This is a genomic window from Microcoleus sp. PH2017_35_SFW_U_B, from assembly GCF_020737865.1.
In the GTDB taxonomy this organism is placed as follows: Bacteria; Cyanobacteriota; Cyanobacteriia; order Cyanobacteriales; family Microcoleaceae; genus Microcoleus.
Genome location: NZ_JAEQDE010000125.1, coordinates 1 through 26357, shown reverse-complemented (window position 1 = coordinate 26357; position 26357 = coordinate 1). Strand labels below are relative to the sequence as shown.

The 26357-nt window shown below is 45.0% G+C and carries 28 protein-coding genes; 14 read left to right on the top strand and 14 right to left on the bottom strand.

What is annotated here, in order from left to right; genetic code table 11:
- Window positions 1-211 precede the first annotated feature (211 nt).
- Entirely contained in the window at window positions 212-730 is a 519-nt protein-coding gene (locus JGK36_RS29545) for an isoprenylcysteine carboxylmethyltransferase family protein (RefSeq protein ID WP_293176081.1), read from the top strand.
- Here JGK36_RS29545 and JGK36_RS29540 read toward each other — a convergent pair.
- Window positions 710-2035 (bottom strand): NB-ARC domain-containing protein, encoded by a 1326-nt coding sequence (locus tag JGK36_RS29540; protein ID WP_293198109.1) that lies wholly within the window; start codon window positions 2033-2035, stop codon window positions 710-712. The genes JGK36_RS29545 and JGK36_RS29540 overlap by 21 nt on opposite strands.
- 362 nt (window positions 2036-2397) lie before the next feature.
- Between JGK36_RS29540 and JGK36_RS29535 the strand changes: the two genes are divergently transcribed.
- Both JGK36_RS29535 and JGK36_RS29530 read left to right on the top strand, forming a co-directional pair.
- Window positions 2398-3366, top strand: coding sequence for a hypothetical protein (locus JGK36_RS29535; protein WP_293198107.1), 969 nt, complete (start codon window positions 2398-2400; stop codon window positions 3364-3366).
- Between the two features lie 157 nt (window positions 3367-3523).
- Complete coding sequence (locus JGK36_RS29530; RefSeq protein WP_293198105.1) at window positions 3524-4114, top strand: C39 family peptidase; 591 nt, start codon at window positions 3524-3526, stop codon at window positions 4112-4114.
- Window positions 4115-4354: 240 nt separating this feature from the next.
- Here the strand turns inward: JGK36_RS29530 and JGK36_RS29525 are convergent, their stop codons facing one another.
- On the bottom strand, window positions 4355-4957 hold the full coding sequence (locus JGK36_RS29525; RefSeq protein ID WP_293198103.1) for a pentapeptide repeat-containing protein: 603 nt from the start codon (window positions 4955-4957) through the stop codon (window positions 4355-4357).
- 107 nt (window positions 4958-5064) lie between these two features.
- Here JGK36_RS29525 and JGK36_RS29520 point away from each other — a divergent pair, with 107 nt between their 5' ends.
- The 6 genes from JGK36_RS29520 to JGK36_RS29495 all read left to right on the top strand — a co-directional run bounded on the left by JGK36_RS29520 (window position 5065) and on the right by JGK36_RS29495 (window position 12016).
- Window positions 5065-6498 carry a hypothetical protein gene (locus tag JGK36_RS29520; protein WP_293198100.1) on the top strand — a complete coding sequence of 478 codons (1434 nt, stop codon included), beginning with the start codon at window positions 5065-5067 and terminating at the stop codon, window positions 6496-6498.
- Between the two features lie 714 nt (window positions 6499-7212).
- Window positions 7213-8796 (top strand): chloride channel protein, encoded by a 1584-nt coding sequence (locus tag JGK36_RS29515; RefSeq protein ID WP_293176070.1) that lies wholly within the window; start codon window positions 7213-7215, stop codon window positions 8794-8796.
- 62 nt (window positions 8797-8858) lie between these two features.
- Window positions 8859-9755 carry an Rpn family recombination-promoting nuclease/putative transposase gene (locus JGK36_RS29510; protein ID WP_293198097.1) on the top strand — a complete coding sequence of 299 codons (897 nt, stop codon included), beginning with the start codon at window positions 8859-8861 and terminating at the stop codon, window positions 9753-9755.
- Window positions 9756-9809: 54 nt separating this feature from the next.
- Entirely contained in the window at window positions 9810-10682 is an 873-nt protein-coding gene (locus tag JGK36_RS29505) for an Rpn family recombination-promoting nuclease/putative transposase (protein ID WP_293192425.1), read from the top strand.
- A 483-nt stretch (window positions 10683-11165) separates the two neighbouring features.
- Window positions 11166-11645, top strand: coding sequence for a J domain-containing protein (locus JGK36_RS29500; protein ID WP_293176066.1), 480 nt, complete (start codon window positions 11166-11168; stop codon window positions 11643-11645).
- 98 nt (window positions 11646-11743) lie between these two features.
- Entirely contained in the window at window positions 11744-12016 is a 273-nt protein-coding gene (locus tag JGK36_RS29495) for a DUF3143 domain-containing protein (protein ID WP_293176326.1), read from the top strand.
- A 208-nt stretch (window positions 12017-12224) separates the two neighbouring features.
- On the opposite strand, the gene JGK36_RS29490 is transcribed toward JGK36_RS29495, so the two are convergent.
- From JGK36_RS29490 to lysA, 3 genes are all read right to left on the bottom strand, one after another.
- The gene (locus tag JGK36_RS29490; protein WP_293176064.1) at window positions 12225-12971 is read right to left on the bottom strand and encodes an isoprenyl transferase; all 747 of its coding nucleotides are present in this window, start codon (window positions 12969-12971) and stop codon (window positions 12225-12227) included.
- 20 nt (window positions 12972-12991) lie between these two features.
- Window positions 12992-13885 (bottom strand): diadenylate cyclase CdaA, encoded by an 894-nt coding sequence (gene cdaA, locus JGK36_RS29485; RefSeq protein ID WP_293176062.1) that lies wholly within the window; start codon window positions 13883-13885, stop codon window positions 12992-12994.
- 176 nt (window positions 13886-14061) lie between these two features.
- A complete protein-coding gene (gene lysA, locus JGK36_RS29480; RefSeq protein WP_293192422.1) occupies window positions 14062-15486 on the bottom strand; it encodes a diaminopimelate decarboxylase in 1425 nt (474 codons plus the stop codon).
- 111 nt (window positions 15487-15597) lie between these two features.
- On the opposite strand from lysA, the gene rimI reads away from it, so the two are divergent.
- A complete protein-coding gene (gene rimI / locus JGK36_RS29475; RefSeq protein WP_293176058.1) occupies window positions 15598-16251 on the top strand; it encodes a ribosomal protein S18-alanine N-acetyltransferase in 654 nt (217 codons plus the stop codon).
- 239 nt (window positions 16252-16490) lie between these two features.
- On the opposite strand, the gene JGK36_RS29470 is transcribed toward rimI, so the two are convergent.
- From JGK36_RS29470 to JGK36_RS29455, 4 genes are all read right to left on the bottom strand, one after another.
- Complete coding sequence (locus JGK36_RS29470) at window positions 16491-16892, bottom strand: hypothetical protein (RefSeq protein ID WP_293201260.1); 402 nt, start codon at window positions 16890-16892, stop codon at window positions 16491-16493.
- 30 nt (window positions 16893-16922) lie between these two features.
- Complete coding sequence (locus JGK36_RS29465; protein WP_293198094.1) at window positions 16923-17861, bottom strand: hypothetical protein; 939 nt, start codon at window positions 17859-17861, stop codon at window positions 16923-16925.
- A gap of 1230 nt (window positions 17862-19091) precedes the next feature.
- Window positions 19092-19661: a putative toxin-antitoxin system toxin component, PIN family gene (locus JGK36_RS29460; RefSeq protein ID WP_293176052.1), complete on the bottom strand. Its 570-nt coding sequence runs from the start codon at window positions 19659-19661 to the stop codon at window positions 19092-19094.
- A gap of 3 nt (window positions 19662-19664) precedes the next feature.
- Entirely contained in the window at window positions 19665-20135 is a 471-nt protein-coding gene (locus JGK36_RS29455) for an excisionase family DNA-binding protein (RefSeq protein ID WP_293176050.1), read from the bottom strand.
- Window positions 20136-20225: 90 nt separating this feature from the next.
- Here JGK36_RS29455 and JGK36_RS29450 point away from each other — a divergent pair, with 90 nt between their 5' ends.
- The gene (locus JGK36_RS29450) at window positions 20226-20849 is read left to right on the top strand and encodes a hypothetical protein (protein WP_293176048.1); all 624 of its coding nucleotides are present in this window, start codon (window positions 20226-20228) and stop codon (window positions 20847-20849) included.
- A gap of 77 nt (window positions 20850-20926) precedes the next feature.
- On the opposite strand, the gene JGK36_RS29445 is transcribed toward JGK36_RS29450, so the two are convergent.
- The 5 genes from JGK36_RS29445 to JGK36_RS29425 all read right to left on the bottom strand — a co-directional run bounded on the left by JGK36_RS29445 (window position 20927) and on the right by JGK36_RS29425 (window position 23737).
- Window positions 20927-21508, bottom strand: a complete 582-nt coding sequence (locus JGK36_RS29445; RefSeq protein ID WP_293198091.1) for an NADPH-dependent FMN reductase — start codon at window positions 21506-21508, stop codon at window positions 20927-20929.
- Window positions 21509-21545: 37 nt separating this feature from the next.
- Window positions 21546-22427, bottom strand: coding sequence for a ChaN family lipoprotein (locus JGK36_RS29440; RefSeq protein ID WP_293176044.1), 882 nt, complete (start codon window positions 22425-22427; stop codon window positions 21546-21548).
- An 82-nt stretch (window positions 22428-22509) separates the two neighbouring features.
- Window positions 22510-22647: a hypothetical protein gene (locus JGK36_RS29435; RefSeq protein ID WP_293176042.1), complete on the bottom strand. Its 138-nt coding sequence runs from the start codon at window positions 22645-22647 to the stop codon at window positions 22510-22512.
- A gap of 356 nt (window positions 22648-23003) precedes the next feature.
- Window positions 23004-23366 carry a cupin domain-containing protein gene (locus JGK36_RS29430; protein ID WP_293176040.1) on the bottom strand — a complete coding sequence of 121 codons (363 nt, stop codon included), beginning with the start codon at window positions 23364-23366 and terminating at the stop codon, window positions 23004-23006.
- A 95-nt stretch (window positions 23367-23461) separates the two neighbouring features.
- Complete coding sequence (locus JGK36_RS29425) at window positions 23462-23737, bottom strand: hypothetical protein (RefSeq protein ID WP_293176038.1); 276 nt, start codon at window positions 23735-23737, stop codon at window positions 23462-23464.
- A gap of 159 nt (window positions 23738-23896) precedes the next feature.
- Here JGK36_RS29425 and JGK36_RS29420 point away from each other — a divergent pair, with 159 nt between their 5' ends.
- From JGK36_RS29420 to JGK36_RS29410, 3 genes are all read left to right on the top strand, one after another.
- Window positions 23897-24535, top strand: a complete 639-nt coding sequence (locus JGK36_RS29420) for a peroxiredoxin (RefSeq protein ID WP_293152832.1) — start codon at window positions 23897-23899, stop codon at window positions 24533-24535.
- 129 nt (window positions 24536-24664) lie between these two features.
- Entirely contained in the window at window positions 24665-25249 is a 585-nt protein-coding gene (locus JGK36_RS29415) for a Uma2 family endonuclease (protein WP_293198088.1), read from the top strand.
- Window positions 25250-25312: 63 nt separating this feature from the next.
- Window positions 25313-26287 (top strand): cysteine synthase A, encoded by a 975-nt coding sequence (locus JGK36_RS29410; protein ID WP_293198085.1) that lies wholly within the window; start codon window positions 25313-25315, stop codon window positions 26285-26287.
- The last annotated feature ends 70 nt before the right edge of the window (window positions 26288-26357 follow it).

Here is a 26357-nt window from a genome sequence, read left to right as displayed (position 1 = left end):
AGGTATGTAGTTGCGCTTGAGCGCTCTATCCGAGGTACGTAGTTGCGCTTGAGCGCTCTATCCGAGGTATGTAGTTGCGCTTGAGCGCTTTATCCGAGGTACGTAGTTGCGCTTTAGCGCTCTTTAAACGCGATCGCACAACTACAAACAATCTACCAGATGCGCCCAAAAATGTCAGTTCCACAATCCCTAGCCGAACTTTCCTCTTCCTATGAAAAAACTATTAACTGACTGGGGTTTCACGCGCCAAGGCTGGAGCAACAACAGCCGGGGCGAATATTTAGTTTTTCTGCAATTAGTATTACTTGCAGCATTTACAATCTTACCAGTTTATCAACTACCCGGATTCAAAATTCAATCAACTCAATTAATTTATCTTACCTGGTTTTTAGCAAGTATTCTCAGCTCTATCGGATTAACTTTCATCATCAAAGGACTGATAGATTTGGGGAAAAACCTCACACCTTTACCCTATCCCAGAGAAGACGGAGAATTAGTCCAAACAGGCATTTACGGAATAGTGCGGCATCCCTTGTACAGCGGCGGCATCTTCGCAGCCCTCGGCTGGACAATCTTTCAATTCAGTTTATCTCATTTAATAGCGACTGCAATTTTACTAATATTTTTTGACATCAAATCCAGACGCGAAGAAACTTGGTTGAGCGATAAATATCCCGACTATTCAGAATACCGCCAGCGAGTAAAAAAACTAATTCCGGGCATTTATTAAAAGTTCGATATTGCTCGAACGACAGTTTCGTTCGAGCAATCGTTCTCTGACATACTCGGCGATCGCAGGTTGTAGCATTAAACTGGTGGATGCGGTATAATTAAGCGATCGCTCATCGAAAATCAGCGATCGCTCGGCCAGCGCCTCCAATGCTTCCATCAGTTGCCGTCCCGAAACTTCGGGCAAAATTTCAGCTTTTAGCTTCGCAGGAGTCGCTGCTTCTTGGTTAATGGCTAACCAGTACATGATTTGTTGTTGCAGGGGAGACAGGCGATCGAATTGGCGATCGAGCAAATCCCACAAATCGCTAAAAACAGTATTTCCTTGCACTAAAAATGCGTGAATGTCACCACCAAAAAGTGTTTGAATAGTCGTTGCAGCAAGTTTCAGGGCGAGGGGATTGCCACCAAAATAATTTACAATATCTCGACATTGCAATAGCGTTACCTTTAATCCTTTATCAGCGAGGATTTGCTGGCATACAGGTGGCGAAAGGCCGAAGAGTTTGAGCGATCGCACGGGCAAATTTTCACCCGATCGCACAGCAAACCCGCCGGGTTGTTCTCGTCCGGTTAAAATCAGACAACTTTGGTGTGGTTCGTCAGCAATGCGGGCAAATAACTGTCGGTAATCTTCATAACCTTGTTGATATTGTCCGCTGCGATTTCCTGCTTGCAAAATCGACTCCAGATTGTCGAAAATTAACAAACAGCGTTTTTGCCGCAACTGTTCCATGAGAGCATGAATAGAGTGATTGGTTTCGGCTGATGAATTAGTTAAAATTGGTAAAATATCGCTGAGGATAGCATCTAATGTCGGTGCTTGCTGCAAACTCCGCCAGATCGCGAATTCAAATTTAGATTGAATTTGCTGGGCGAGTTTGACAGACAGAGAAGTTTTGCCGATACCGCCAATTCCAAAAATACCGATCGCACGGGTAGAATCGCCGCTAATCCAAGTTTCTAATGTTTCTAATTCCTGCAAGCGGTTGTAAAAATAGGAAACATCGATCGCTTCTCCCCAATCTTGGATGCCCGCACTGCTCTGCTGGTAGTGGCGCAAGACTGCTTGCAGATTTTGTTTTGAGACTTTTTCGCCAAGAATTTGAGAGAGATTTCGCCACAAATGCGAACCGACTTGTTTGATATAGTCGTGTTCGTAAAGTAGGCGATCGGCTATCTCTTGATAAGAGTGTCCTTCCCAAGTTTCCAGAAAGACGTGGGATTGAATGTCAGTGAGTTTTTGCTGTTTGTTTGCGGATTGTAACAGATGGTCGATTAGGGCGATCGCCTCTTGTGCTGTCATAGTTTGTTATTTTGAACTATTTACTATATTCACCGAATATTCTGAGTGGGGGTTCTTTTTCAGGATAGAAAACAAATTTACTTAATTAACCGCAAGGTAGTCCCTTTTATACTCGGCGGTTGAAACCGCGTCTAATTGAACTCGGATTTGGGATAAGGTAAAATCTCAAATCGATCGAGTGAATTTACGTAAGTTTACAAAAGCTTGTCACTTTTTCTCACCGCCAGGGCGATCGTTTTAGGGTTTGATGGGGAAAGTCAAACTATTCAGAGTCAAACAAGCAAGCTTATTGCATTCTCAAAGCAGTATTCATCTTTGTTGGCTGATTCTGACTCAACATTCTCATCTGGAAGAATAAAGCAATGAAGTTAAAGGCTATTGTCGATACTGTTCTGAAAAAACGTCCCATACAGTCAACAGAACTATCTAATGATGAAAAATTTGATTTCAAGGAAAGTGACATACTTGAAATAGAAGAATTTTCCAAGGCTCAATTTGGTCATCTTAAAATAGTGCTTGCTAATCCAATTAAAGGAAGCAAAGATTGGTTTGTCTTCGAGAGACATATATCGATCGCAGGCAATCTTAATATTGGAGTTCAAGGTGCTGACTCAGCCATCAACGTCAATTCAGATTTGATTGTTGGTGGCGCAACTCGATTATTAGGTGGGGCTAAACCTGCATACTGGGGTCGCTATTTTAGCGGAACTGACTTTTCAGGGTTTGGAGAATACAAAAAACGTGAAGAAAACAACATACTTAGGAGAAATAATATTCGCGTCTTGCCGATCGGTCGTTTCACAACACGAGTTGGATTTGGAGAGAGAGAAGGTGATATTGATGGTACAGATCAAGCATTGGATTTCTTGGCAACTTTTGGTGAAGATTATCTCCAATCTCAAGGCGGAGAATTTTATTTCTTTTTAGATGTTGAGCCAAGCGATCCACTATCTACAGAATATTATCTCGGATGGTCTAAAGCAGTTATAGCTAGCAGTTCCAAAATTAAAATGCTACCTTGCGTTTACTTGGGATCGCAGGACGATCAAACATCAACCTCCCTCAAACAAGCAATGAATAGAGGTGCGGAATGTCACGGATTATGGATTGCTAGATTTGATAACAGGTTCCGCACACCCAGCATCCCAATTCCACCTTTAGAGTTTGATGCTTTTAAAGCTCAGCCTAGTACAGATGTTCCTTGCCCGGTGCTTTTTTGGCAGTATGCTGGGGAAATTGGAATGCGGAATGATTTTGATTTTAATGTCTCTAATCCTGATGTAGATTTTGACGCATTACTGAAGCGACTTGTTTTGCCACAGGCTATCTAGTAAGAGCCTATTCATGGCTGACAAATCTTTACAAAAGTCTGTCACTTTTTCTCACCGGCAGGGCTATCTACTTTGGGTTTTGATGGAGTTAAAGCAGAGCAAAAGCTGCTAACACCATATTTATTATTCCAATACAACACTTAGCTTGAGGTAAATTATGGCTGTCAATCATAACGTTCCCTATTTCAGTCAATACGATAACGAAATTGCTCCAAAGATCACTTGCGGTTCTACAAGCGCAGCAATGTGTCTCAAGTATTTTCAAGTTGCAGATTTAGGCCCCTGGCCACAGTACGAGGATGATGTAAAAGAACGTTTCGATCGGCTGGGAATAGATCACGGTTCTCCCGATGGAATCAGAAGATTGTTAGAAGGTTTAGGCTTGAGAGATGATTTGACACTGAGGGGGAGTCTTTCAGACATCACTCGGTCTCTCGATTCTGGTGAGATATGTATATTGCATGGTTATTGGACAGAGCCGGGTCACATTTTAGTTATTCGCGGTTATAACAACAATGGTGACTTTTTTGTGAACGATCCAGCCGGAGAATGGTTCTACGGAGGCTATCGAAAAAACTCCCAATTTTCACCAGATAACAAGGGCGAAAACAAGTTATATAGTCGTAAATTGATATCCTCCGGTGGTAATGCCTTTAATTGGCGTGAAGCTTTAGGTTTTTATGACACTTGGGACAGCAGCACGATCGAATCTACTGCAACAATGTGGTTGCATCGAGTTTCTAGATAGCTTTGAAAAGTTCCTGCGTTTGCAATTGACATTCTGCTCGCTGACTGAGTTCGAGTCTCAGGGCGATCGCCCTTATTTGCTCCATCAGTTCGATCGCCCTTCCTAACCCAAACTGCTAGCTATTAGAATCCCGATCGCACCTCACCCCTTCACTCCCTCACCAAATAAGGGGAAATAAAGGTTACAGGTGCGATCGCCCTCTCCCCTGACTAATGACTGATGTCAACTATCAACTGACTTTCATTCATGCCGCGTACCATCAGGCATCACCGCCCCCTTCAAATTCGCCCCGGTCAAATTTGTCTCCAACAGCAAAGCATTCCTCAAATTAGCACCCTTCAAATTAGCACCTTCCAGATTCGCCATCCACAGATTTGCCCCCTCCAAATTCGCCCCCTCTAAGTCAGCATTAACCAGAAAAATACCTTTCATAAAAGCACCTGTTAAGTTAGCTTTTTTCAAGTTACTCTCTCCCAAATAAGCATCTTCTAAAAACGCCTTTTCTAAATTACTTACCTCCAAATTTGCCCCTACTAAATTGCTGCTTATCAGGTAAACACCAGCCAAATTTGCCTGTTTCAAGTTAGCATTTACCAAATGGGCACTCCACAAATTGGCATCTTTGAGGTTAGCATTTTCTAAATTGACGCCTTCGAGAAAAACTGCACTCAAATTAGCCCCGGAAAGATTGCACCCCCGGCATTCTCTCGCTGTCAGCAATTGTCGGACTTGATGCTTGACTGAGGAACCGTTGGCTGCGAAAATTATTAAACCTGTAGTTGCTAAGCCGATCGCCCAAACAGTCGCCATCCCGATCGCACTTACAATCTTTCTTTGTGTCATGCCTCGAAAATCCGGGATTAGTATAAAAATATACCTATAATTTCTAGTGTTGGCGATGGCGTTCCGCCCCGCAAGCTACGAGTTTTTTGCTGCTCTTCCCTTCCCTCATGAAAAAACAGTTAAAACTTCAATTGCTAGCGATCGCCCTTATTTCCATCATAGCAACAATCGCTGTTGGGTGCGATCGCCTGCTCAAAAAACCTTTCCAACTCCCCCCATCAGCCAAACAAGAACCCTGGGCAGTGCAAATAGGCCTGCGAGTCGGCCTGATCCGGGACAACATCCCAACAGTCAACCGCATTGTTTTAGTCCCCGACGAAGCCACATTCTTAGCCGCAATCCAAAAGTGGAATTTCAAAGGACACTGGCCGATTCTCATCGAAGATCAAAAATATGCACCGATGTTTTTGCAGCGCTTCCAACCCGAAGAAATTGTCCGTTTACCCAGCATCAAACAGGAGATCCCAAAAGGTCAAAAACTCCAACAATTAATGCTGAAGGCAACAGCAGCAGCCTGGAATGCCACGGATACTCAAACCTTAAAAGCAAAATGGAGAGAACTCGGCTGGGAACCGCCAGGAGTAGTCATCACATCTGAAAATGACCCCGCACGTTTAGCAGCAGTGGCCTTAGCAGCGGCCCGCGGCCAACCCTTAGTATTTGTCGAAGGCAACTTCGGAAAACCCAACGATAATCTTAATACTGCCCAGTGGAAAACTCTGCAAACAGCAGTTACCAAAGCTGTCGAATCTACCGGATATTTTTACTCGCAACTCGGAGATGCGATCGACACAATCACGATTGTACGCCAACTAGCAGTAAAATATCAATCCCCCCAAAAGCAAGACGAACAATGGGCTGTTACCGACGGTTTGGGGCGACATCCCAACGGTGAACGCTGGGCCGCGGCTGGCTGGATTTACGGTTCCCAAGTGCGATCGATCTATCAAGCCATGTGCGCCATATTTCTCGACAGCGAAACAGCTATGCTGTATGACAGTTACCCAAAAGAAGGAAATTGGGGAAAATATGAAATGGAGTCAGTAGCTAGCGGACTAAAAAGCATAGGTTTGAATGTCGAATTAGTGCAAAAACCCGAATCTACTCTCCAATTGTGGCGCAGTTTAGCTTCAAAGCCGTGGACATTTGACTTAATATTAATGAATTCCAAAGGCTATCCCAAATCATTCCAAGTCGGTAACGGCGACGCCTTGGTTGAGGATATACCAAAACTGAAATTTCCCGCAGCAATCCACATGATTCACAGTTGGTCAGCATCAGATCCAGATGATGCAAATACCGTTGCTGGCAGGTGGTTGCAAAATGGTGCTTACGCCTATGTCGGCAGCGTCAACGAACCTTTGTTATCTGCATTTATTCCACCTAAAATAATGGTCGATCGCCTAAAACGAGGGGCACCTTTTTTAATCGCAGCCCGCCAGCTAGAATCCCCGCCCTGGAAGGTGGCCACCATCGGCGATCCGCTAATGTCGATCGCCAAACCCAAACCCAGAATCCCGGTCGCGCAACAACCGATATGATATAGCAGCGGACAGTTGGCAGTGGACAGTTGACAGTTGCATAGTACGGGAATCAAACCATTTATGCTTGACGGGTATCGGCTATATTCATGAGGTTATTTATGTCCTCACCGCTGTGGCAATTGCTATATTTGCGATCGAACAGCCACCATCAAACAGGTTTGTAGTGAGGACTTTAGTCCTATTCCCTGAGGACTTCAGTCCTCACTACAAAATTTCGATTTGAGATATTTTATTCGACCTAAAATCTCAAATCAGAGCATTTAGTTCCAGTGATTTTACCAGAAAGAATTGGTTGAAAGCCTCTCCGTTTTAGGGAGAAATTAAAATCAGACCATTCATTACTCCAATCCTCTTCCTTCTAGGTAGACATCGGTCTCAAACTGTCAACTGTCAACTGTCAACTGTCAACTGTTAAACAGACTGCTAGATGGCAGAGCCTCTAATGCGATCGCCAGAAACTATAAGACTGTAGATATAGTTAATTAGGATTATCGCTCAGTTTATCTAATTTTGAATGTCACTGAGCATACAATTATCAGCTAAAATTCACTCACCCTCAGAAGCGGTCATTCCATCCCAGCCGCCAGCCCCAAAAATCTGCCATAAAATACGCCTTAATTAACTTGTCAATTCCTCTGAAATCACTCAAAATGAAAATAAGAAATAAAATGTAATATTTATCTAACTTCTCACAGAAGAATGAACCGCTAAATGAAAGCCACCCATCCTGTGGAGCTGCTGCCGCCCGGCTCAACCGCAGAAACTCCGCATTCCTCCCGCCTCAGCCCGCTGTTCAGCCGCCTGCATCCGAACCCAGAAACCCTCCTGCTCGTCCTCTCCCTAGTGATCGGGGGAGTTACTGGCGCAGGCGTCGTCACATTTCACTACCTGATCCACTTGATCCACAGCCTGATGCTGGAAGACTTTATGGGGGCGATCGCCTCTTCGGGATCTTGGACACTAGCGTGCATTCCCACCCTCGGCGGAGTCATCATCGGGCTGATGCGCTGGCGGTTTCGCGATTTTGGCCCCAATATGTCATCCTTAATTGCCGCCACCCGCGGGCTACAAGAACTCTCCCCCCTCAAACCCATCACCAAAATGGTGGCGGCCTCAGTATCCCTGGGCACCGGCGCCTCCCTCGGCCCGGAAGCCCCCAGCGTGGAAATCGGCGCCAACTTCGGAATGCTGCTAGCTCAAATCTTGCAGCTTTCCCCAGAACGGCAGCGCTTGCTCCTCGGCGCGGGAGCAGCAGCAGGCTTATCCGCCGGGTTTAACTCTCCCATCGCCGGAGTCTTTTTTGCCTTAGAAGTCGTACTCGGTAGCACCTTCGCCACTTCGTCAGTCAGCGTTGTCTTGCTCTCCGCCGTAGTTTCGGCGCTGATCGCTCAAATTTGTTTGGGAGCTCAGCCGGCCTTTGCTTTGCCAATCTACGATGTCCGCAGTCCTCTAGAACTGCCTCTTTACATGGGATTGGGACTTTTGGCAAGCTGTGTGTCCTTAGCTTATACAGAAGCAATTCAATTGGCCGATCGCTGTTTTCAAGGAAAAACCCGAGGATTTGCTTGGCTGGGACGACTGCCCCGGCCGCTTCATCCCGTCATCGGCGGTGCGATCGTCGGTTTAGTCGCCCTGCAATTGCCTCAAATTTTGGGTGTGGGCTACGAAACAGTCCAAGCAATGCTCCAAGATGTCAAATTTTCCTTGTCTTTGCTGCTGTTGCTGCTATTCGTCAAACTGGCGGTGACAGCTATCAGCCTCGGTAGCGGTTTAGTGGGTGGTATCTTCGCCCCGGCGATGTTTTTGGGAGCTTCGTTGGGTTCGGCTTATGGCATCTTTTTGGAAATGATCCCGGCATTGAGCGATCGAGTCGCAGGCCCTGCCGCCTACGCAATGGTGGGCATGGCCGCCGTCCTCGCAGGTAGCGCTAGAGCACCGCTGACAGCCATTCTATTGATGTTTGAATTAACCCGCGATTATCGGATTGTATTGCCTTTGATGGCCGCAGTGGGATTGAGTGTTTGGTTGGTGGAGTTTGTGAATCGTCGATCGACAGCCCACAGCCTCAACCTCCAACAAATGGGCGTAGATGTTGCTGTCAACGAGCCGATCAAAGCCAGGGAACAGTTGCAGGATTGGGAAGATGTTTTGGGCGATCGGATCGTCACAGAATTGATTTCTTGCCAACTGCCGATCGATGACGAACACAGGGACGATGAGCCCGTGCTGGCGATCGGCAACTCACATTTGCCAGAAAATGTCAAGCCATTACCTGAAACAAAATCTGCCGTTTGACCGCTCTCAAATCCTGTTGCTTCGCCACCAAACCGATAACCTTAAAACTAAATCTGACTACTATGATATTTATCAACCCGAAAACCGATTACGCCTTCAAAAAAATCTTCGGTTCCTCACAAAGCAAAGAGATTCTAATTAGCTTTCTCAACGCCTTAATTTATGAAGGAAATTCCACCATCGAAGACTTAGAAATTATTAACCCGAATCTGCCTCCCAAACTAGAAGGCTTAAAAGATAGTTATCTCGATGTGAAAGCCAAACTCAGCGACGGCACTTTAGTAATCATTGAAATGCAAGTGCTCAACGTCCAGTCTTTTGGCAAGCGGGTTTTTTACAATGCAGCTAAAACCTATGCTTTTCAATTGGAAGCAGCCCAAGGCTATCGACTATTGAAGCCAGTAATTGCTTTGACAATTACTGACTTTGAGATGTTTCCTGAGAATGCAGAATTTATTTCGAGATTTGTGTTAAAAGAAGTCAATAAAAACTTTACATATCCCGAAAATGAGCTAGATTTAGTATTTGTAGAATTGCCGAAATTTATCAAAGGAGAGGAGGAACTTGAAACTTTAGCAGATAAATGGATTTATTTCATGAAAAATGCGAGAAGTCTGACATCAGTCCCAGAAACAATGGATAGTATACCAGAAATACATGAAGCTTTTAATATTGCGAATCAAGCCAAGTTGAGCCGAGAGGAAGTGGCAGATTTAGACAAAAGAGAACAGTTTATTTATGACCAACAGGGAGCAATTATTAAGTCGCTTAACGAAGGCATAAAACAAGGCATAAAACAAGGCATAGAACAAGGCATAGAACAAGGCATAGAACAAGGAAAGCGAGAAGAAAAGCTGGCGATCGCCCAACAATTACTCTCACAGCTAGATAATGACAAAATCAGCCAAGTTACAGGGCTTACCGTTGAGGACGTGCAAAATTTGCGGGGCGATTCCTAAATATTCCAACAAACTACGCCTCACTGATTGAATCACTACTACAAAATTAAAGCCATGATATTTATCAACCCAAAAACCAAATACGCCTTCAAAAAAATCTTTGGCTCCTCAGAAAGCAAAGAGATTCTAATTAGCTTTCTTAACGCCTTAATTTATGAAGGAAATTCCACCATCGAAGACTTAGAAATAATCAACCCAAATCTGCCGAGGCAACTTGCAGATTTAAAAGATACTTACCTCGATGTCACAGCCAAACTAGACGATGGCACCTTAGTCATTATTGAAATTCTAGTTCTCAACGTTCAATATTCTGGCAATCGGGTATTGTACAATGCAGCCACAACCTACGCATTTCAATTGCAAAGAGGAGAAGGCTATCGAATGCTCAAGCCATTAATAGCTTTAACCATTACAGATTTTGAAATGTTTCGCAACAGCCCTAACTTAATTTCGAGATTTGTGTATAAAGAAGTTGAAAGCAATTTAAACTATCCCGAAGATGCCATGAATTTAGTGTTTATAGAATTACCTAAATTCCATAAAGAAGCAAGTCAACTAGAAACTTTGACAGATAAATGGATATATTTCATGAAATATGCCAGAATGCTCTCAGAAGTTCCCGAAACAATCGATAGCGTACCGGAAATCCACAAAGCATTCGATCTTGCCAATCAAGCCCGGTTAAGTCGGGAAGAAGTAGAAGTTTACGAACGCAAGGAACAGTTTATTCACGACCAACAGGGAGCAATTATTAAAGCTGTTGAAGAAGCAAGACAGGCAGGAATACAGGCAGCAAGAGAACAAAGAAAACGAGAAGAAACGCTAGCGATCGCCCAACAATTACTCTCACAGCTAGATAATGGCGCAATCGCCCAAGTTACCGGGATTAGCGTTGAGGATGTGCAGAATTTGCGGGTAGATTCATAGTTTAAATTAATTAGGCACAGGGAGTGGATTTGTAATGTCACTAGACTATCCTGAATATGAAGAACTACGCAAGCAAAGTTGGTTCTTGGGATTGCTTTGGCGTATAGGTGACTTGGGATACTATCTTGGGCTATTTGGCGCATTAGGATCGCCATTAATGATGATTTACAGTCAACTCACGCGAAAAGGTCATTTGCCCTGGCATACAGCCTTATTGGGTGGATTTCTGTGTACAGCATTCTGCGTTTGCATCTTTTTGGCTTCCGCACAGCTTAAAAGTTTTGCGTTCAAAAGAGGAGACGCTTTAAAGAATAAACGTTATCGATAAAGCGGACGGCACGAATATCTTGGTGCTGGGTTTGAGGTTACTTGCCACGATTTATCGCCCGCACTCAACCCATCGCTCTGGCAAACACTGGCGCTACACTCAACTCTGGGGTAAAATAATCAAATATTATCAACAATCGGCAGAGAGGGGCTTCGGTGGCAGGAAACGAGGCAACTGCGAAAAACAAAAGTCAGAAAAAACCCGGAAAAACCCCCTTGGGTTCCAGTCATTACGGCTTGTTAGGGCTGCATCCTTCAGCCTCTGCGATCGAAATTCGGCGATCGTACCGGGAACTGAGCAAACTCTACCATCCCGATACTACCGACTTGCCACCCGCAGTCGCCACCGCCAAATTTCAACAGCTCAATAACGCCTACGCCACCCTCAGCAACCCAGAACGCCGCCTCGCCTACGACCTCAAAATAGGTTATTCTCGCCTGAATGTGATTCAGTCGCCCCCGGGCTTCAACACTCCGGTTTCGGGATCGAGTAAAAAAACTTCTAACTCGGCTTACCTAGATCCCACGGATCGCCCTCTGTCCCCCGGCGAAATATTCGCTCTATTTATCATGGGGGCTACTTTAGTCGGATGCTTGGTACTGGCGATCGCGATCGGCTTAATTCGTGGCAATTGACAACTAAAAGTTCTAAATTAAAGATTAACTACAGTTTTCCCAATTCCCAATTCCCAATTCCCAATTCCCCATTCCCCATTCCCCATTCCCAATTGCTCATGACTCTTCCTTCCGCTGACACTCCTTTGTACAGCCATCCACTCCCAGAAATCGAACAGTGGCTAAAAAGCCGCGGCTGCGAGCAAGATCGGCGAGAACTCCACTGCTGGCAGATCGATCGACCAACCTGGAAAGCAGAACTCTCCCTCGATATCGATCAACTCACTATCCGCTATATTGACGCCGGAGCCGACGGCCAAGACATTCAGCGAGCCTTCAAATACTCGCTCTCGCGTCACGACATTGAAGATGCCGTTTTCTCAGGCCCCTAATTTGATTTTAGATTGGCGATTTTAGATTTTAGATTGAGGAATATACTTCAGAATCAATACCTAATTGGCAACTGAAAAATATCTAAAATCCAAAATCCAAAATCGTTTTTAGATTTTAGATTGAGGAATATACTTCAGAATCAATACCTAATTGGCAACTGAAAAATTAATCTAAAATCCAAAATCTAAAATCCAAAATCCAAAATCGTTACACTTTGCCAAATCGGCGGCTGCGCTGCTGATAGTCAGACAAAGCGCGGTGAAACTCCGATCGATCGAAATCCGGCCACAGCGTCTCAGTAATGTAAATTTCCGAATAAGCCATTTGCCACAGCAGAAAATTGCTCAGCCGCATTTCCCCGCTCGTCCGAATCAGCAAATCCGGATCGCAAACATCAGCAGTATACAAATAGCGTTTAAATAAAACCTCATCAATCTCCTCTGGCTGCAACTTGCCCTCTTGTACCTGAGTGGCGATCGCCCGACAAGCCTGTACAATCTCCTGGCGGCCACCGTAATTCGTCGCCACCCGAAACAAAATCCCCCGATTGTGCTGAGTAGCCGTCACAGAGCGCTCGATTTCCGCCTGCAAAGACTTCGGCAAAGCCTGCAAATTCCCCATAAATTGAATTTGCACGTCCTCGTCCACCATCTCGCGCAATTCTTGCCGCAGCTTGCCCTCAAACAAACTCATCAAAAAATCCACCTCCCCGGCCGGCCGGCCCCAATTCTCCGTCGAAAAAGCATAGGCTGTTAAAGCTGGAATTCCCCAATCTTTGCAGCAGCGCAGCAGTTCTTTGAGAGCGCTAGCTCCTCGGCGGTGCCCCGCAATCCGTGGCAACCCCTTATTCTTAGCCCAGCGCCCGTTTCCGTCCATAATCACTGCTATGTGCTTAGGCAGTAGTTCTTGTTGTAGATCCGCAGGCAACTTTTCCAAGCAAATTCCTTGACTCATGGTTTCTCCCGATTACCCGACTAACGGCGCAGTATCCGTTTTAACAGTGTCACTCCCTTCAATCCTATCTGCCGTCCGAGATTGCCGATCGGAATTGGAGTCACCACTCTTTCTCCTTCCGACGGAAACAGCTTTGCTTCTAGCAATTCCTTAAGTTTGCTGCTAGTCAAAGGTCGATTTAAAGTTCCCATCTGCGCCAGAGAAATCGAACCGGTTTCCTCCGACACCACGACGCACACGCAAGCTTGCACCCGTTCCGTAATCCCCATCGCCGCCCGGTGGCGGGTTCCCAACTGCCGCGAGGCGCTGCGATCGGACAAAGGCAAAATTACCCCAGCCGACACGATCCGCGAAGCCCGAATCAAAACAGCCCCATCATGCAGCAAAGTTTGCGGTTGAAAGATAGTCTGCAACAATTCCTTAGAGACTTCCGCATTTAGCTTCACTCCCGGAACTGAAAAATCCCGATCGTCGATCGGAGAATCTGTTTCTACAATTAATAAAGCGCCCGTGCGGTTTTGCGAAAGTTCTTTTACTGCGTCCACAATTTCATCTATTACGCTGTCGGGTTCGGGAGTTGGTCGGCGATCGCGTCCAAATAATTGTATAATTTCCCCCCGACCCAATTGTTCCAGAAATCGGCGAAACTCCGACTGTAATATTACCGCCATTGCCACAGCAGAACCCGTTACCAAGCTGTTGAGCGCCACGTGCAACAGCCTCAATCCAGCCCAGTTACTCACCGCCGCCGCCAGCATCAAAATAATAAATCCCCTTACCATCCAAAGCGTCCGGCGCTCCCCGACAATGACGAGCACCAAATACGCAAGGGCAAATACCAGTCCAATATCGATCGCCTGAATCAATAAGGACTGAATGAGGCCAAAGTCATAGCCAGATTGTTGATTGTTCATGGTTCATCGAACCTTACCGCCTGTGAACCGCGAACTATGATGCACTCGAACCCGTGAACCATGAACAGTTGTTATTCCAATCGCGTGACTGAACAAGCCAAAAGTAAAAAGTTTAAAAACAATCATCAAGAAATCCCAATGAATCATCTTACTTTTTACTTTTTATGTTTTACTTCTTACTTTTTAGTTCCGAGTCTTTCAGGAAGGCGATCGAACCTCAGCAAATCCTCGTCAGTTTCCCGCTCTACGATCGTGTCAACTTTCCCATCTTTCACCAAAACCGCCGCCGGTCTGGGGACTCGGTTGTAGTTAGAAGCCATGCTGTAATTGTATGCCCCTGTAGCCGTAACGACGAGAATATCTCCCGACTGACACTCTGGCAACTTAGCATCTTTAATCAGAATATCGCCTGATTCGCAGTGTTTGCCAGCAACTGTCACTGTTTCCGTTAACTCAGCAGACATTTTGTTGGCTGCGAGGACTCGATAAACTGATTGGTAGGTAATTGGACGGGGATTGTCCGACATACCGCCATCTACCGATAAATACGTCCGGATTCCTGGAATGACTTTTTTAGCGCCCACCGTATAAGCGGTGACGCAGGCTGAACCCACGAGCGATCGACCCGGTTCGCAAAGCAATTTCGGTAATGGCAACTTCTCATTATTGTTGCAAGCTGCTACCATTGCGTCGCAGACTGTCTTAGCCCAATCATCTATGCTTGGAGGATCGTCGGATTCAGTATAGCGAATACCCAACCCACCGCCAATATTAATTTCTGTCGGCTTCAACCCGTGCCCAATTGCTGCTTTGAAAGCCTTAACGATCACATCTGCTAAATCGTGGTGGGGTTTCACTTCAAAAATCTGAGAGCCAATGTGAGCGTGTAATCCGACGCAGGATAAAGACGGCTGCTTGCTGAGGTAAATGAAAACATCCTTGAGGGAGTTGGGATCGAATCCAAATTTACTGTCGATTTGACCAGTTTTAATGTAGTCGTGAGTGTGACACTCAATTCCAGGCGTAAACCTGACCATAACTCGTATCCGCTCACCGGCTTTGTGACTGACACCCAATTTTGCCAACTCTGCGAGATTGTCTAAATCCCACAAATTATCTGCAATGATTGTGCAGCCACTGGTGACAGCTAGTTCGATTTCCTCGCGGGATTTGTTATTCCCGTGAAAGTAAATTTTTTCTGGATTCACGCCAGCTTTTAGTGCTGTCTTAATTTCTCCGGCAGATACCACATCTATGCCTAAGCCCTCGGAAGCCGCGATCGCGCAAACAGCCAAACAACTCCAAGCCTTAGAAGCATAGATCACTTGAGATTCGCCCGGATAGTACCGCTTAAAAGCCTCTCGGTACTGGCGGCTGGTCGCCCGCAGCGTTTCTTCATCTAAGATGTACAGTGGCGAGCCAAATTTCTCTACCAAGTCTGTTACGTCGCAGCCTCCTATTTCCAAATGATTCTTACTGTTGACGCTGGCTGTCAGCGGTAAAAGCTCTTGATTGGGCGATCGACTTTCCCTGGGTTCTTGAGATTTAGACAGATACTGAAGTCCAGATTCCACTTTTTCGATAGATTGAGTTAATACCATCGCGCAATAACTATCCTTACTGTGTTCTCCAGTGTACAATTGACGGCAAGCAATTGGGTCATCAGCGCCCAGATTGATGCTTTTGAGTAATTATTAAATCTAAAATCCCCTGTGCCTTTTCTCGGAATCAAACATCTCGCCGCCGAACACCTCAACAGTGCAGTAGAGCTCGATCGCCTCTGTTTTGGCGGACTTTGGACGATCGAAGGCTACAGGCGCGAGTTAGACAGTCCTAATAGCGATTTACTGGGTTTGTGGACATGGGAAACTGAGGGTTCTGAATCAGCTCACAACCAGGCGGGTACGCACCATCCACCGCTCCTACAGATTCGGGCCCGCACGCACCATCCACCGCCCCTACAAGTTCCCCCAATGCTCATCGGTATCGGTTGTCTGTGGGTAATTTTAGAAGAAGCTCACATTACCATTTTGGCGATCGATCCGCGCTTTCAAGGTCAGGGTTTGGGACAAGCTCTGCTTTGGACTTTGCTAAAATCGGCACACCGCAGACAGTTAGAAAGGGCAACTTTAGAAGTGCGAGCCTCTAATTTAGTCGCACTGTCTCTGTACCACAAATTTGGCTTTAAGGAAGCAGGACGGCGAAAGCGATACTACGCAGACACAGGAGAAGATGCTGCTATCCTGTGGCGCAGCGACATTGAAAAACCCGAATTTCAGCAATATTTGGCGAATCAAAAAGTGAAAATTTGCGATCGGCTCCAGCAGAAAAACTGGCAGGGGTCGATCGATAGTTTTGAATTGTGAGCGAACATCTAGTGTATCTGATGAGCGCTCAATTCAAAATAAGTGATTGAACGCTCAAAAGATGATCTGTTGCTGTGATATAGCCTTTCTCACATTGATTCGCGGACGAATCTTGATCTGAAAAGGTTGGTGGTGTAAGGGTTGTAGCATAACTTAGCATACATCATCTTTCGCTTGAAAGGCTATAGTTTCAGTTCAATTGTCATCTTCATCTCCCAAAAGACAGCAAGCTAACAGCATTACTCTTGCATACCTGCATACAGTAGTCGTACAAATAAGCGGACACCATCATCATTCTTCAAAGTTGCATATGATGGAGCTTCGCTGTTACCGATCGCACGCAAATCTGACAGCAATTCTGGATGGAACTGGCAAGTAAAAGAACGTCGAATTTTTTTGGCTTCAAAGTCTTTGTAGTTAATGCACGTAGCCGAACATTCTGTAACTATTTCGCCATTAGCTGCTGTCGAACAAAGAATTTCCACAGAATCAGGCAGTTGTATCAGCCATGACAGAGGACTTCCAGCTATCAAATGCCGATAAGGAATAAGGGCGTCATGAATACTTAAATAACTTAAGCAAATTTGTGGGATGGGCGTCCCGCCCGTGCAGAAAGGACGGGCGGGACGCCCATCCCACAACAATCATCGAGCGTGTAAGTTATTAAATTTTCATTCCTTAGCAAACAGTACAGCTTCTTCGTTGACTTCATCTGAGTGAAACATCGAAATTGATACTTCATGCTCGTATTGAATCGTCGTGTCAATGACACCTTCATGTGCATCTGCTGTTACAGAGTGGGCATGGATGAGTTCCCAAGGAATATCTAAGGCATCGCCGTCTGGAGACTGATAGGGTAACAACACGCGATCGCCAACTTCCTTCGATTCATTGCGCGTCACCGCAAAATGCCGATCGTTCCAGCCCTGGGCAACAACCCGCCCATCACGTTTTTTAACTTGAAGAGTCTTACCTATTGCTTCGATGCGCCCTGCAACCTCTTGCAACGATCTCAGAGCAATACCTGAGCGATCGCCATTCAAAGATGTCATCCCCAGGACTTCTTTGACTGCACGACGAATCAGTCCTATGTTACCTTCAGCAGCCAGTTGGTGGCCTACACAGATGAATATTGCCGGGGCACTCGTGGGCGATCGCGAAATCAGCAATTTTTCCACTAATGCAAACATATCCTCTCGCGGACAGGCTGGACTTGTCCAAGTCGATTCATCGTATGTCGATGGATCGCCTCCTTCCACTACTACGGCATAACCGCAGGTAATTGCCGGAACAATTATTTCTGGATCGATGATTCCCGTTGACCAAACTGGCAATAATACTGAGTCGATATCGGCAACTTTTTGAGCAATGTAGGCAACGTTTTTGGAAGCCCGAACATCTTCTCCGAGAGTGTTAACGCCTACGTGTTCCCACGGTTCAATAATGGTTATACAGTTCCGCAACAAATTAGGATTTTTGAGCAGAAACTCCACATCTTCCCGTGAATTTATGACTTTTTCTAGAGGCTGGGCGTGTCCCCATTCAAAAATGCCATCTTCAGCAAATAATTCTTTTTCTCCCGGTGGATTTAGAGGATTTCTATCTGCCAAGAAATACCCTAACAAAATATGTGCTGATTCAAAATCTAACCTACCTTCATGCAAGTAACCAGGAGTTAATCGCCAGTCCGCTATGGTGGTTTTATTTTTGCTAATTTTGACAGATTCTATTATGTTGATTTACCTCTGGTATTTGTTCATTAAACTGAAAATACATCGTCCATAATACCAATTTTACATGAAGTTGCATAGAATGAAGATACAATATTAAAAGGCATCCGATCTGATGGCACGTCAACTAATTTTGGCGATCGCCAAAAATACAGGCTCTATATTTCGATGTTTCATAGATCGTCGGAGCGATTGATAGAATCAGATCTAGTTGCTTTTTAGCCCCTGCAACCCGCCGCCCAGTATACCCGATGCTCGCCCAACTGACAATATAACCGAAGCCCGAAATGGAACTATTTCAGGAGAGGGGCTTGTGACCTTAGAAATTAACGAATCTCCTCCTACTCCCGTACCGGAGAACTCCTCCCCCTTCGCCTCATTTTTGACCTTTTTGGGATTGGGAGCAGTCCACTTGTGGAGAAAGTCGAGAAAGGGAAACAAATAATAACCTTTACCAACCTAACTTTAAGCGGGGCGTAAATAGAATTACTTAGACTTTTAAAATATTGAGTTATTTGGGCAAATAAATCTAGTAAATTTACGGGTTTACAATACCGCGAGCAAGCTTTAATTTGTATCTCAAGATGTTGTTTTCGTTAATTGCTGCTACAAACGAAAAAAAACTCACTGTTGCGGGAGAAGCCTTTCAAATCAGGAATATCTTAATGAACATAAAATATGGACTGACCGCTATCCTGGAACATATTAGACCTGTTGAAAAAAAAATCACGGAGTTACAATTAAAGGCTTTGAGTTTTAGACCTGAGAGCTAACTCATAATTTTAAAGTGCCGATCTAACCTGCAATCTGCTCCACTTAAGCCAAACCCTTCATTATAGCATAAAATTATTTTGCAATCTTGTCTAATATTAAATAAAACTGCATGGCAGGTGTGACGGAGGAGTCTCCCACGCCTGCCATACTGTTTGTGACAAGTATAACCGACCGATGACCGATGGTTAAATTATGCTTGTTCTAGCCTATGTGTGCCAATGTGCGATCGGGTGGTTTTCTTTTAGGTCGATCGGGTGATGCGGTACTGGTACAATTGGTGGTATGCTTCCTAGCCGCTATTATCTCTGTTAAATAAATTTTTAGTAGGCGATCGGGCTAATCAGCATAACACAATTCTCGCATCCGAGTTGCTGACAGCGGCAGTCCCAATTCTACCAGCGTTTGCAAATACTCATCCGGCGTTTTTGGCGGATTTTTGAGCCTGATTCTTTGTTTTTCCGCTGCTTTGCATACACCTTGCCAATTGAAGTTGAGCAAGCGCAGGATAAACTGATCGGGGTGCAGCGGTTCAATATTATATTGTCTGAGTTTGTCAGCAGGAAAATCTCTGAGATTGAAAGTAACGATAAAATCCGCGCGAGAATGAATTGCTGCTGCTAGAACATGGCGATCGCCCGGATCGGGAAGTTCCAAATCTTGTATAATTGTCTCATAGTCTTGCACTAAACAATTTTTAATGCTGGCATTCATCATATTTTTGGTTCTGGTAAGTCGTTCTGATGTAAGATTTCGATTGTTCAGGAGCACGTTTCTTATCCATTCTTCGTGAATCTCTTCTGTCCACCTCGGTTCAAATACCTCACCAACTCCTAGTTCCATCAACAAATCGCGGAGTGCGGCTGAATATAACACATTAGCATCGCAGACAACTTTGACAATTTTCATGAGTTAGTCGTACAAACCGAGTGCTTCTGATTCTGCCACAAGTTCGTCAAGGATTTTACTTCTTTTGTCATAATCCTGCTTTTTATATTTCATGACATCTTCGTAACGTATCCGACGGCAGCTTTGTACCATTTTGTAAGGAATTTTGCCATCATCTAGTAACTGCCACACATACTCGCGGGACACATTCAGCAAACCCTCAACCTGCCAGATATCGAGTTCTTTAGTAATGGGAGCCAGCTTGACAGTATTGCCGCTACTTGTCTGTTGCAAAATCGCTAACAGCAGGGGTAATACTGCGGCTGGGATGTCAATTGTCTTCCCCTCTTTTTCATCTAATATCAATTTCAGGGATTCGCCAGATGGATGATTTTCTAAGTGCGATTGTAAGGCGCGGCTGCTGATTTTGGCAACCGCTGCTTCTGCGGCTGTTGGCAAAACAGGTGCTGAATTTGGATCTCCGGTGAATGTCATGTTAATTTGGGGGTGAGGATAACAGGCAATCAACTATGATTGTAGCAATTTGAGAATGCGATCGCCAAAATCGAGCAATGAGGTCAACCTGTGGCATACAGCGATTTTACAACTTTAGCGAAAGTTAGAGAATCTTTTAATTTAACCGTAGAAGAACCTTTAGATTTGTTTGGCGATATCCCGGAGGTACAGCCAAGTTCCTATTTGCAAACTACTTTAACTGAAAACCTGTCCTTAGCTACGGCAATTAATACCGAAAAGGCTCGCGCTGAGTTAATTATTGCCCCAATATTATTGGAAGTCAGGCGGCAATTTGATTTTCAAGTTGGTTTTTTCTCGGGTTCAGAATTCAATGTAGATTTAGAAGCAGGTTTGAACGGCTATTGCGATTATATTCTCACTGCATCAAAGGATTCCTATGAAATTCGCGCCCCCGTCATTACTCTCACAGAGGCTAAGAATGAAAGTATTAAATCTGGTTTGGGTCAGTGTATTGCAGAAATGGTAGCCGCCCAATTATTTAATCAGCGCAGCGGAGAGCAAATTGCCAGTATTTATGGGGCTGTGACTACAGGTACTGATTGGAAGTTTCTTAAGTTGAATGGCAGTACAATTTATATTGACAAGCGAGACTTTTTTGTTAATGAAATTAGTCGGATATTGGGAATTTTAATGATGCCATTTCAAGGGTTTTATTCTATGAATCTCACTTGATGCAGCCAGCAAAATCACAGATACTGAGATTGGGACACAACATTGTTGCGTCCCTACTGCAAAATTAATTAATCACCTCACGCGATTAATTTCGACAGCACATTAGACAACTTAGCGCCGAGATTCTCCACAGACTCCTGCTGTTTGGGATCTTTCATCGTACCATCAGCATTAAATGCTTGAAAAGCTTGGGGAATGGCTTTCTGATCCGGGAGTACGAACACGTTAATATTACCTAGGATCGATCGCAAATGCACCAATCCCCGCATACCGCCAAATCCGCCAGGGGAAGCGCTCATAATTACCGCTACTTTGTCAGTAAATGCCACCAATCCTGGTTCTCCCGGGGCTGGGCGCGATACCCAGTCGATCGCATTTTTCAACACAGCCGTAACCGAACTGTTATACTCCGGGGAAGCTATCAAAAACCCGTGATGTGCTACCATCAATTCCTTCAACTTCCGGGCATTTTCTGGTATTCCTTCTTTTGCTTCCAAATCTTCATCAAATAGTGGCATCGGCAAATCCCGCAAATCTACATAAGTAACTTCTGCGCCCGCCGCCCTAGCCCCAGCAGCCGCAACTTTTACCAGCAGTTTGTTGTAGGACGCTTCCCGGGTACTTCCGGCAAATGCAAGTATTTTTGGTGTGTTTGTCATTGACTGTTCCCGATTATTGCTTGCGAGTAAAATTGTACTATTCCAAGTGCTTCCAAACAAAGTCAGCCATGGGTTTGCTTGCAGACAAAGGAGTATCTGTAGCTGAACTGAATAAAACCGATCGCATTTTTACATTTCCGACTCCCAAGCGCCTCTCGACGCGGCTGGGAATTCCGTAACCGAACATAATATGCCCTTTCCCCGCCAACACCACAACTTGATAATCCGGGTTAGCTTTGACAAATTCAGCGATTTTTTCGGCCATAGTTTCATCCCACAAAACTTGAGCTTGCAAAAATCTTTCAAAGGCCGTACTATTTCCCTGTGCAGCCTTTTGGTGCTGTTGGAAAACTTCGAGCAGCATTTGCCTGTATTCGGCGTTGTCGGTGCGAATTTCGGAAATTGGCGGAATATATTTTTTGTCCTCTGCTGTGAGGCTTTCTAAGCCTTGAGAGGCAACTTTTCTCGTTACTTCCGATGGTGTATTTAAGGCTAGGACTGGTAGTTGTTTTTCTTTGGCAAACCGCAAAAATGGGGCGTAATATTCCCAGGGAAAACGCCATCTGCGATCGTACTCTGTTTGCTCGACTAATTGCTCTTCTGTCAGTTTACCAGCTAAGTAGTTGTCGATCGCACTTTGGAACGGACGCTGAAACATCTCCATCGCGATCGCAATTTTACGATTTTGCCGCTGCATTTCTCGAACAATCGCCCGTTGAGCTTGGTGGTCGGCAACGCTATCGTGGGTTTCTCCCAGATACACGACTTTCGCCTTCACCAACTGTTGCAGAATCTCTTGGTTAGTGTAAGTCTGCTGCGGTTGAGGCTTCGCAATCGGTTCCGCTGTCACGATACTGCTACACAGCAGAAAAATGCTCAGCGATAAAGCGCACAGTTTGATGAGTTTGGTTTTTTTCATACAAATATTATCTCTGTTTCTCGCAGTAGCAGCCACAGCCGAACTGTACTATTTTAGCCGCCCATTCAGAAAGCTCGATGCTTCATTTAACTTCATAATTCCTCCTCAATATCTCTACCCATAGAAGATTGTCTTCCGTCTTCCCTCTTCCGTCTTCCTTCTCCCCGACATCCGTTACATCCCGTACATTGCTCGTTGCCGAACTTCCGTCTTCCTTCATCTGTAAAGTTTAGTTGCAGGTGCTTGCACTTCTAGAAAAAGGTGGTAGATTAATAACATGAAGCAAACAAAAAGCTTTTCCGACAGATGCAACATCTAGATATCACAGCGAAGTTCAAAATAGAATCAAAGGAGTAAAACGCTGTTTAATCTCACATCTGTCTCATCAAAAATCAATAACAGCACCCACCAACAAAGCTGATACTTCCTCAACTAATTAGAGGGGAGCAATGCAAGTGAATCCTAGGATTTTTGCAACTCCGCATCGAAGTTGCAAAAAGAGGAAATCACTCGGTACATATGGCTGGGTGCTGTTATTGTTAAAGCTATTATTGTTAAAACAGATTTTTCGACACCTTACTGAAAAATTGTCTCGTCTTCCTTTCGCCACGCCGGATCGACGATACAAATAAATATTAGCGGTTCTGTGCCGCAATTGTAAATAAACTGTTTGGCGTTTGGCGGAATGTAAATCGCATCTCCGACTTCCACCAATTGAGTGTCATCGTCGATGTGCATCTCCCCAACGCCACTGATGATGTAGTAAACTTCAGAAGTGGTCAGGGAGTGCAGCGCGGAAGTTTCTCCCGGTGGCAAGGTGGCGTGGGCTAAACTGTAACGCAACTCGACAGCTTGTTTGTCTGGATGCAGCAATTCTCGCAGTTGAGTACCGTCACCCGCTATAAACTCGTCGCAACCGTTTAGCTTTTGAACTATCATTCTTTATACACTCCTGAAAATCTCTCGATCGCAACTTAAGTTTAATCGAAATAGCGAGAAATGTTAAGAAATATGTCAAGCGACGGCTGATTTTTTTAACCGTAAGTTCCCGAATGCGATCGATAATCACAACAGTCGATCGCATCTTCAGATAGAGCTATTGTAGGCTGAACGGGACACTTGAGGTGGTAGTCGCCAGTGAAAAACACGCAGTTAGCACAAGGAATTTGGTGCATCCGCTGAGCTCTGTGCATTGAGTCGCCGACAGCACGCCCGACACTCGAACACACCAAAAAAACTAAACCCCAGGCACAGACACAACACACGGGAACTAAAACAGGCTGTATTGTCTTCAGCAAAAAGTACAGCATAGCAACAAAATTTAGGGTAAAACTCTCATATATATTACAGTAATGGTATTGGTCGGCGATCGACCAAAAAGTTTAAAATCATTTACAGTGCGATCGAGAAACCGGGCACTTATGGGATGATAGAGAACCGTCGTTAAATAAAATTAGAGGAAACCAGTTATGTCACTGCGATTAGGCGATACAGTTCCCAACTTTACCCAAGCCTCGTCTGAAGGCGAAATCAATTTCTACGACTGGGCCGGCGATAGCTGGGTCGTGTTGTTTTCCCACCCGAAAGACTATACTCCAGTCTGTACCACCGAACTCGGCGCAGTCGCCCGTCTCAAATCTGAATTTGATAAGCGGGGCGTTAAAACCATCGCCCTGAGTGTGGATGATGTGGATTCTCACATGGGCTGGATTAAAGATATTGAGGAAACTCAAAAAGTTACTCTCAACTATCCAATTTTAGCAGATGGCGATCGTAAAGTCTCTGACATTTACGACATGATTCATCCTAACTCGCTGAACAACTTAACAATTCGCACAGTATTCGTGATTGACCCGGAGAAGAAATTGCGTTTGAGCATTACTTATCCAGCGAGCACTGGTCGGAATTTTGGCGAAATTTTGCGGGTAATTGATTCTCTGCAACTTACTGACAAATACAGCGTTGCGACTCCAGTTGACTGGAAAGACGGCGACGATTGCGTCATCGTACCTTCGATTACCGACCCGAAAGAGTTGGCAGAGAAATTTCCCAAAGGCTACACGCCAGTTAAGCCTTATTTGCGGATGACTCCTCAACCGAATAAATAAGTTAAATTTACCGACTGGTTCGTAGTGAGGACTAAAGTCCTCAATCCTCTTTTTTGAGGACTGAAGTCCTCACTACGAACCCAAAAATTATCCTATTGTCTGAATAATTGAAATTAGAGGAAACGCAAAATGCTGTCACCAACAATCGTGTTGCGAGTACCGCCAAAATTGCAAATGACAGAGGACGAGTTTTTCGAGTTCTGTCAAATCAATAGTGAATTACGGATTGAACGCAACAAATCGGGAGAACTGCTAATTATGCCGCCTACTGGTTCGGAGACGGGAAATCGAGAAGGCAATATATTTGGGCCGCTGTGGGTTTGGGCTGAACAAAATGGTACAGGCTTAGCATTTACTTCCAGTACAGGATTTACTTTGTCAACAGGTGCAGAAAAGTCGCCTGACGCTGCTTGGATTAAACTGGAAAGATGGAATGCTTTGTCACCCGAACAAAAGCAAAAATTTGCCCCGATTTGCCCAGATTTTGTAGTAGAACTCAGGTCTGCGTCTGACAATCTTAAGTCGCTACAAGAAAAGATGCAAGAATATATGAGGGAACCAGGAGTGCAGTTAGGCTGGCTGATTGACCGCAAAAATCGCAGAGTCTACATCTACCGTCCCGGTTTGCCAGAGGAATGCTTGGAGAATCCGGTGACAGTCAGTGGCGACCCAGTTTTGCCGGGATTTGTGCTAAATATGAGCAAAATTTGGTAAACTGCTAGCACGAAATATCAAAGTTATTGTCAGAATTATATAGTATAGAAACAATCAAAAAATATGGATATCAAAAACGGCTTTGTAGGCACAATCGGTAACACACCACTAATTCGATTAAACAGCTTCAGCGATGAAACCGGCTGCGAAATTCTCGGCAAAGCAGAGTTTCTCAATCCCGGCGGTTCCGTCAAAGACCGGGCTGCTTTGTACATCATCAAAGACGCTGAAGAAAAAGGCTTGCTGAAACCGGGGGGAACTGTTGTTGAAGGCACTGCCGGCAATACGGGCATCGGTTTAGCACACATTTGCAACGCTAAAGGTTACAAGTGTTTGATTGTGATTCCTGATACCCAATCACAAGAAAAAATCGATGCTTTGAAAACCTTGGGCGCCGAAGTTCGGACTGTTCCTGCTGTTCCTTACAAAGACCCGAATAATTATGTCAAACTGTCGGGAAGATTGGCTGCGGAAATGGAGAATGCCGTCTGGGCAAATCAGTTTGACAATTTAGCCAATCGCCAAGCTCATTTCGAGACAACCGGTCCGGAAATTTGGGAACAAACCGACGGAAAAATTGATGCTTGGGTAGCTGCGACGGGTACGGGCGGCACTTTTGCGGGTATATCAATGTTTTTGAAATTAAAAAATCCCGCGATAAAAGCTGTTTTGGCAGACCCGATGGGTAGCGGGCTTTACAGTTATTTCAAAACAGGAGAAATTAAGACTGAAGGTAGTTCGATTACTGAGGGAATTGGTACGAGTCGCGTTACTGGAAATATGGAGAATGTCTCCGTAGATGATGCTATCCAAATTGATGATACTGAAGCTGTCCGCGTGGTTTACCAATTGCTGAGGAAAGAAGGCTTATTTATGGGGGGTTCTGTGGGGATTAATGTGGGGGCTGCTGTGGCTTTGGCTAAGCAAATGGGGCCTGGACATAGGATTGTGACGGTACTTTGCGACGGTGGAGCTCGGTATCAGTCGCGTTTGTTCGATCGCCAATGGTTGGCATCAAAAGGTTTATCATCAGATTAGTAGGCACGTTGCACACGTGTATCGAGATGGTCTGGAGTAGTGCAATAATCCCGAAAACGCTTGTAGGGCA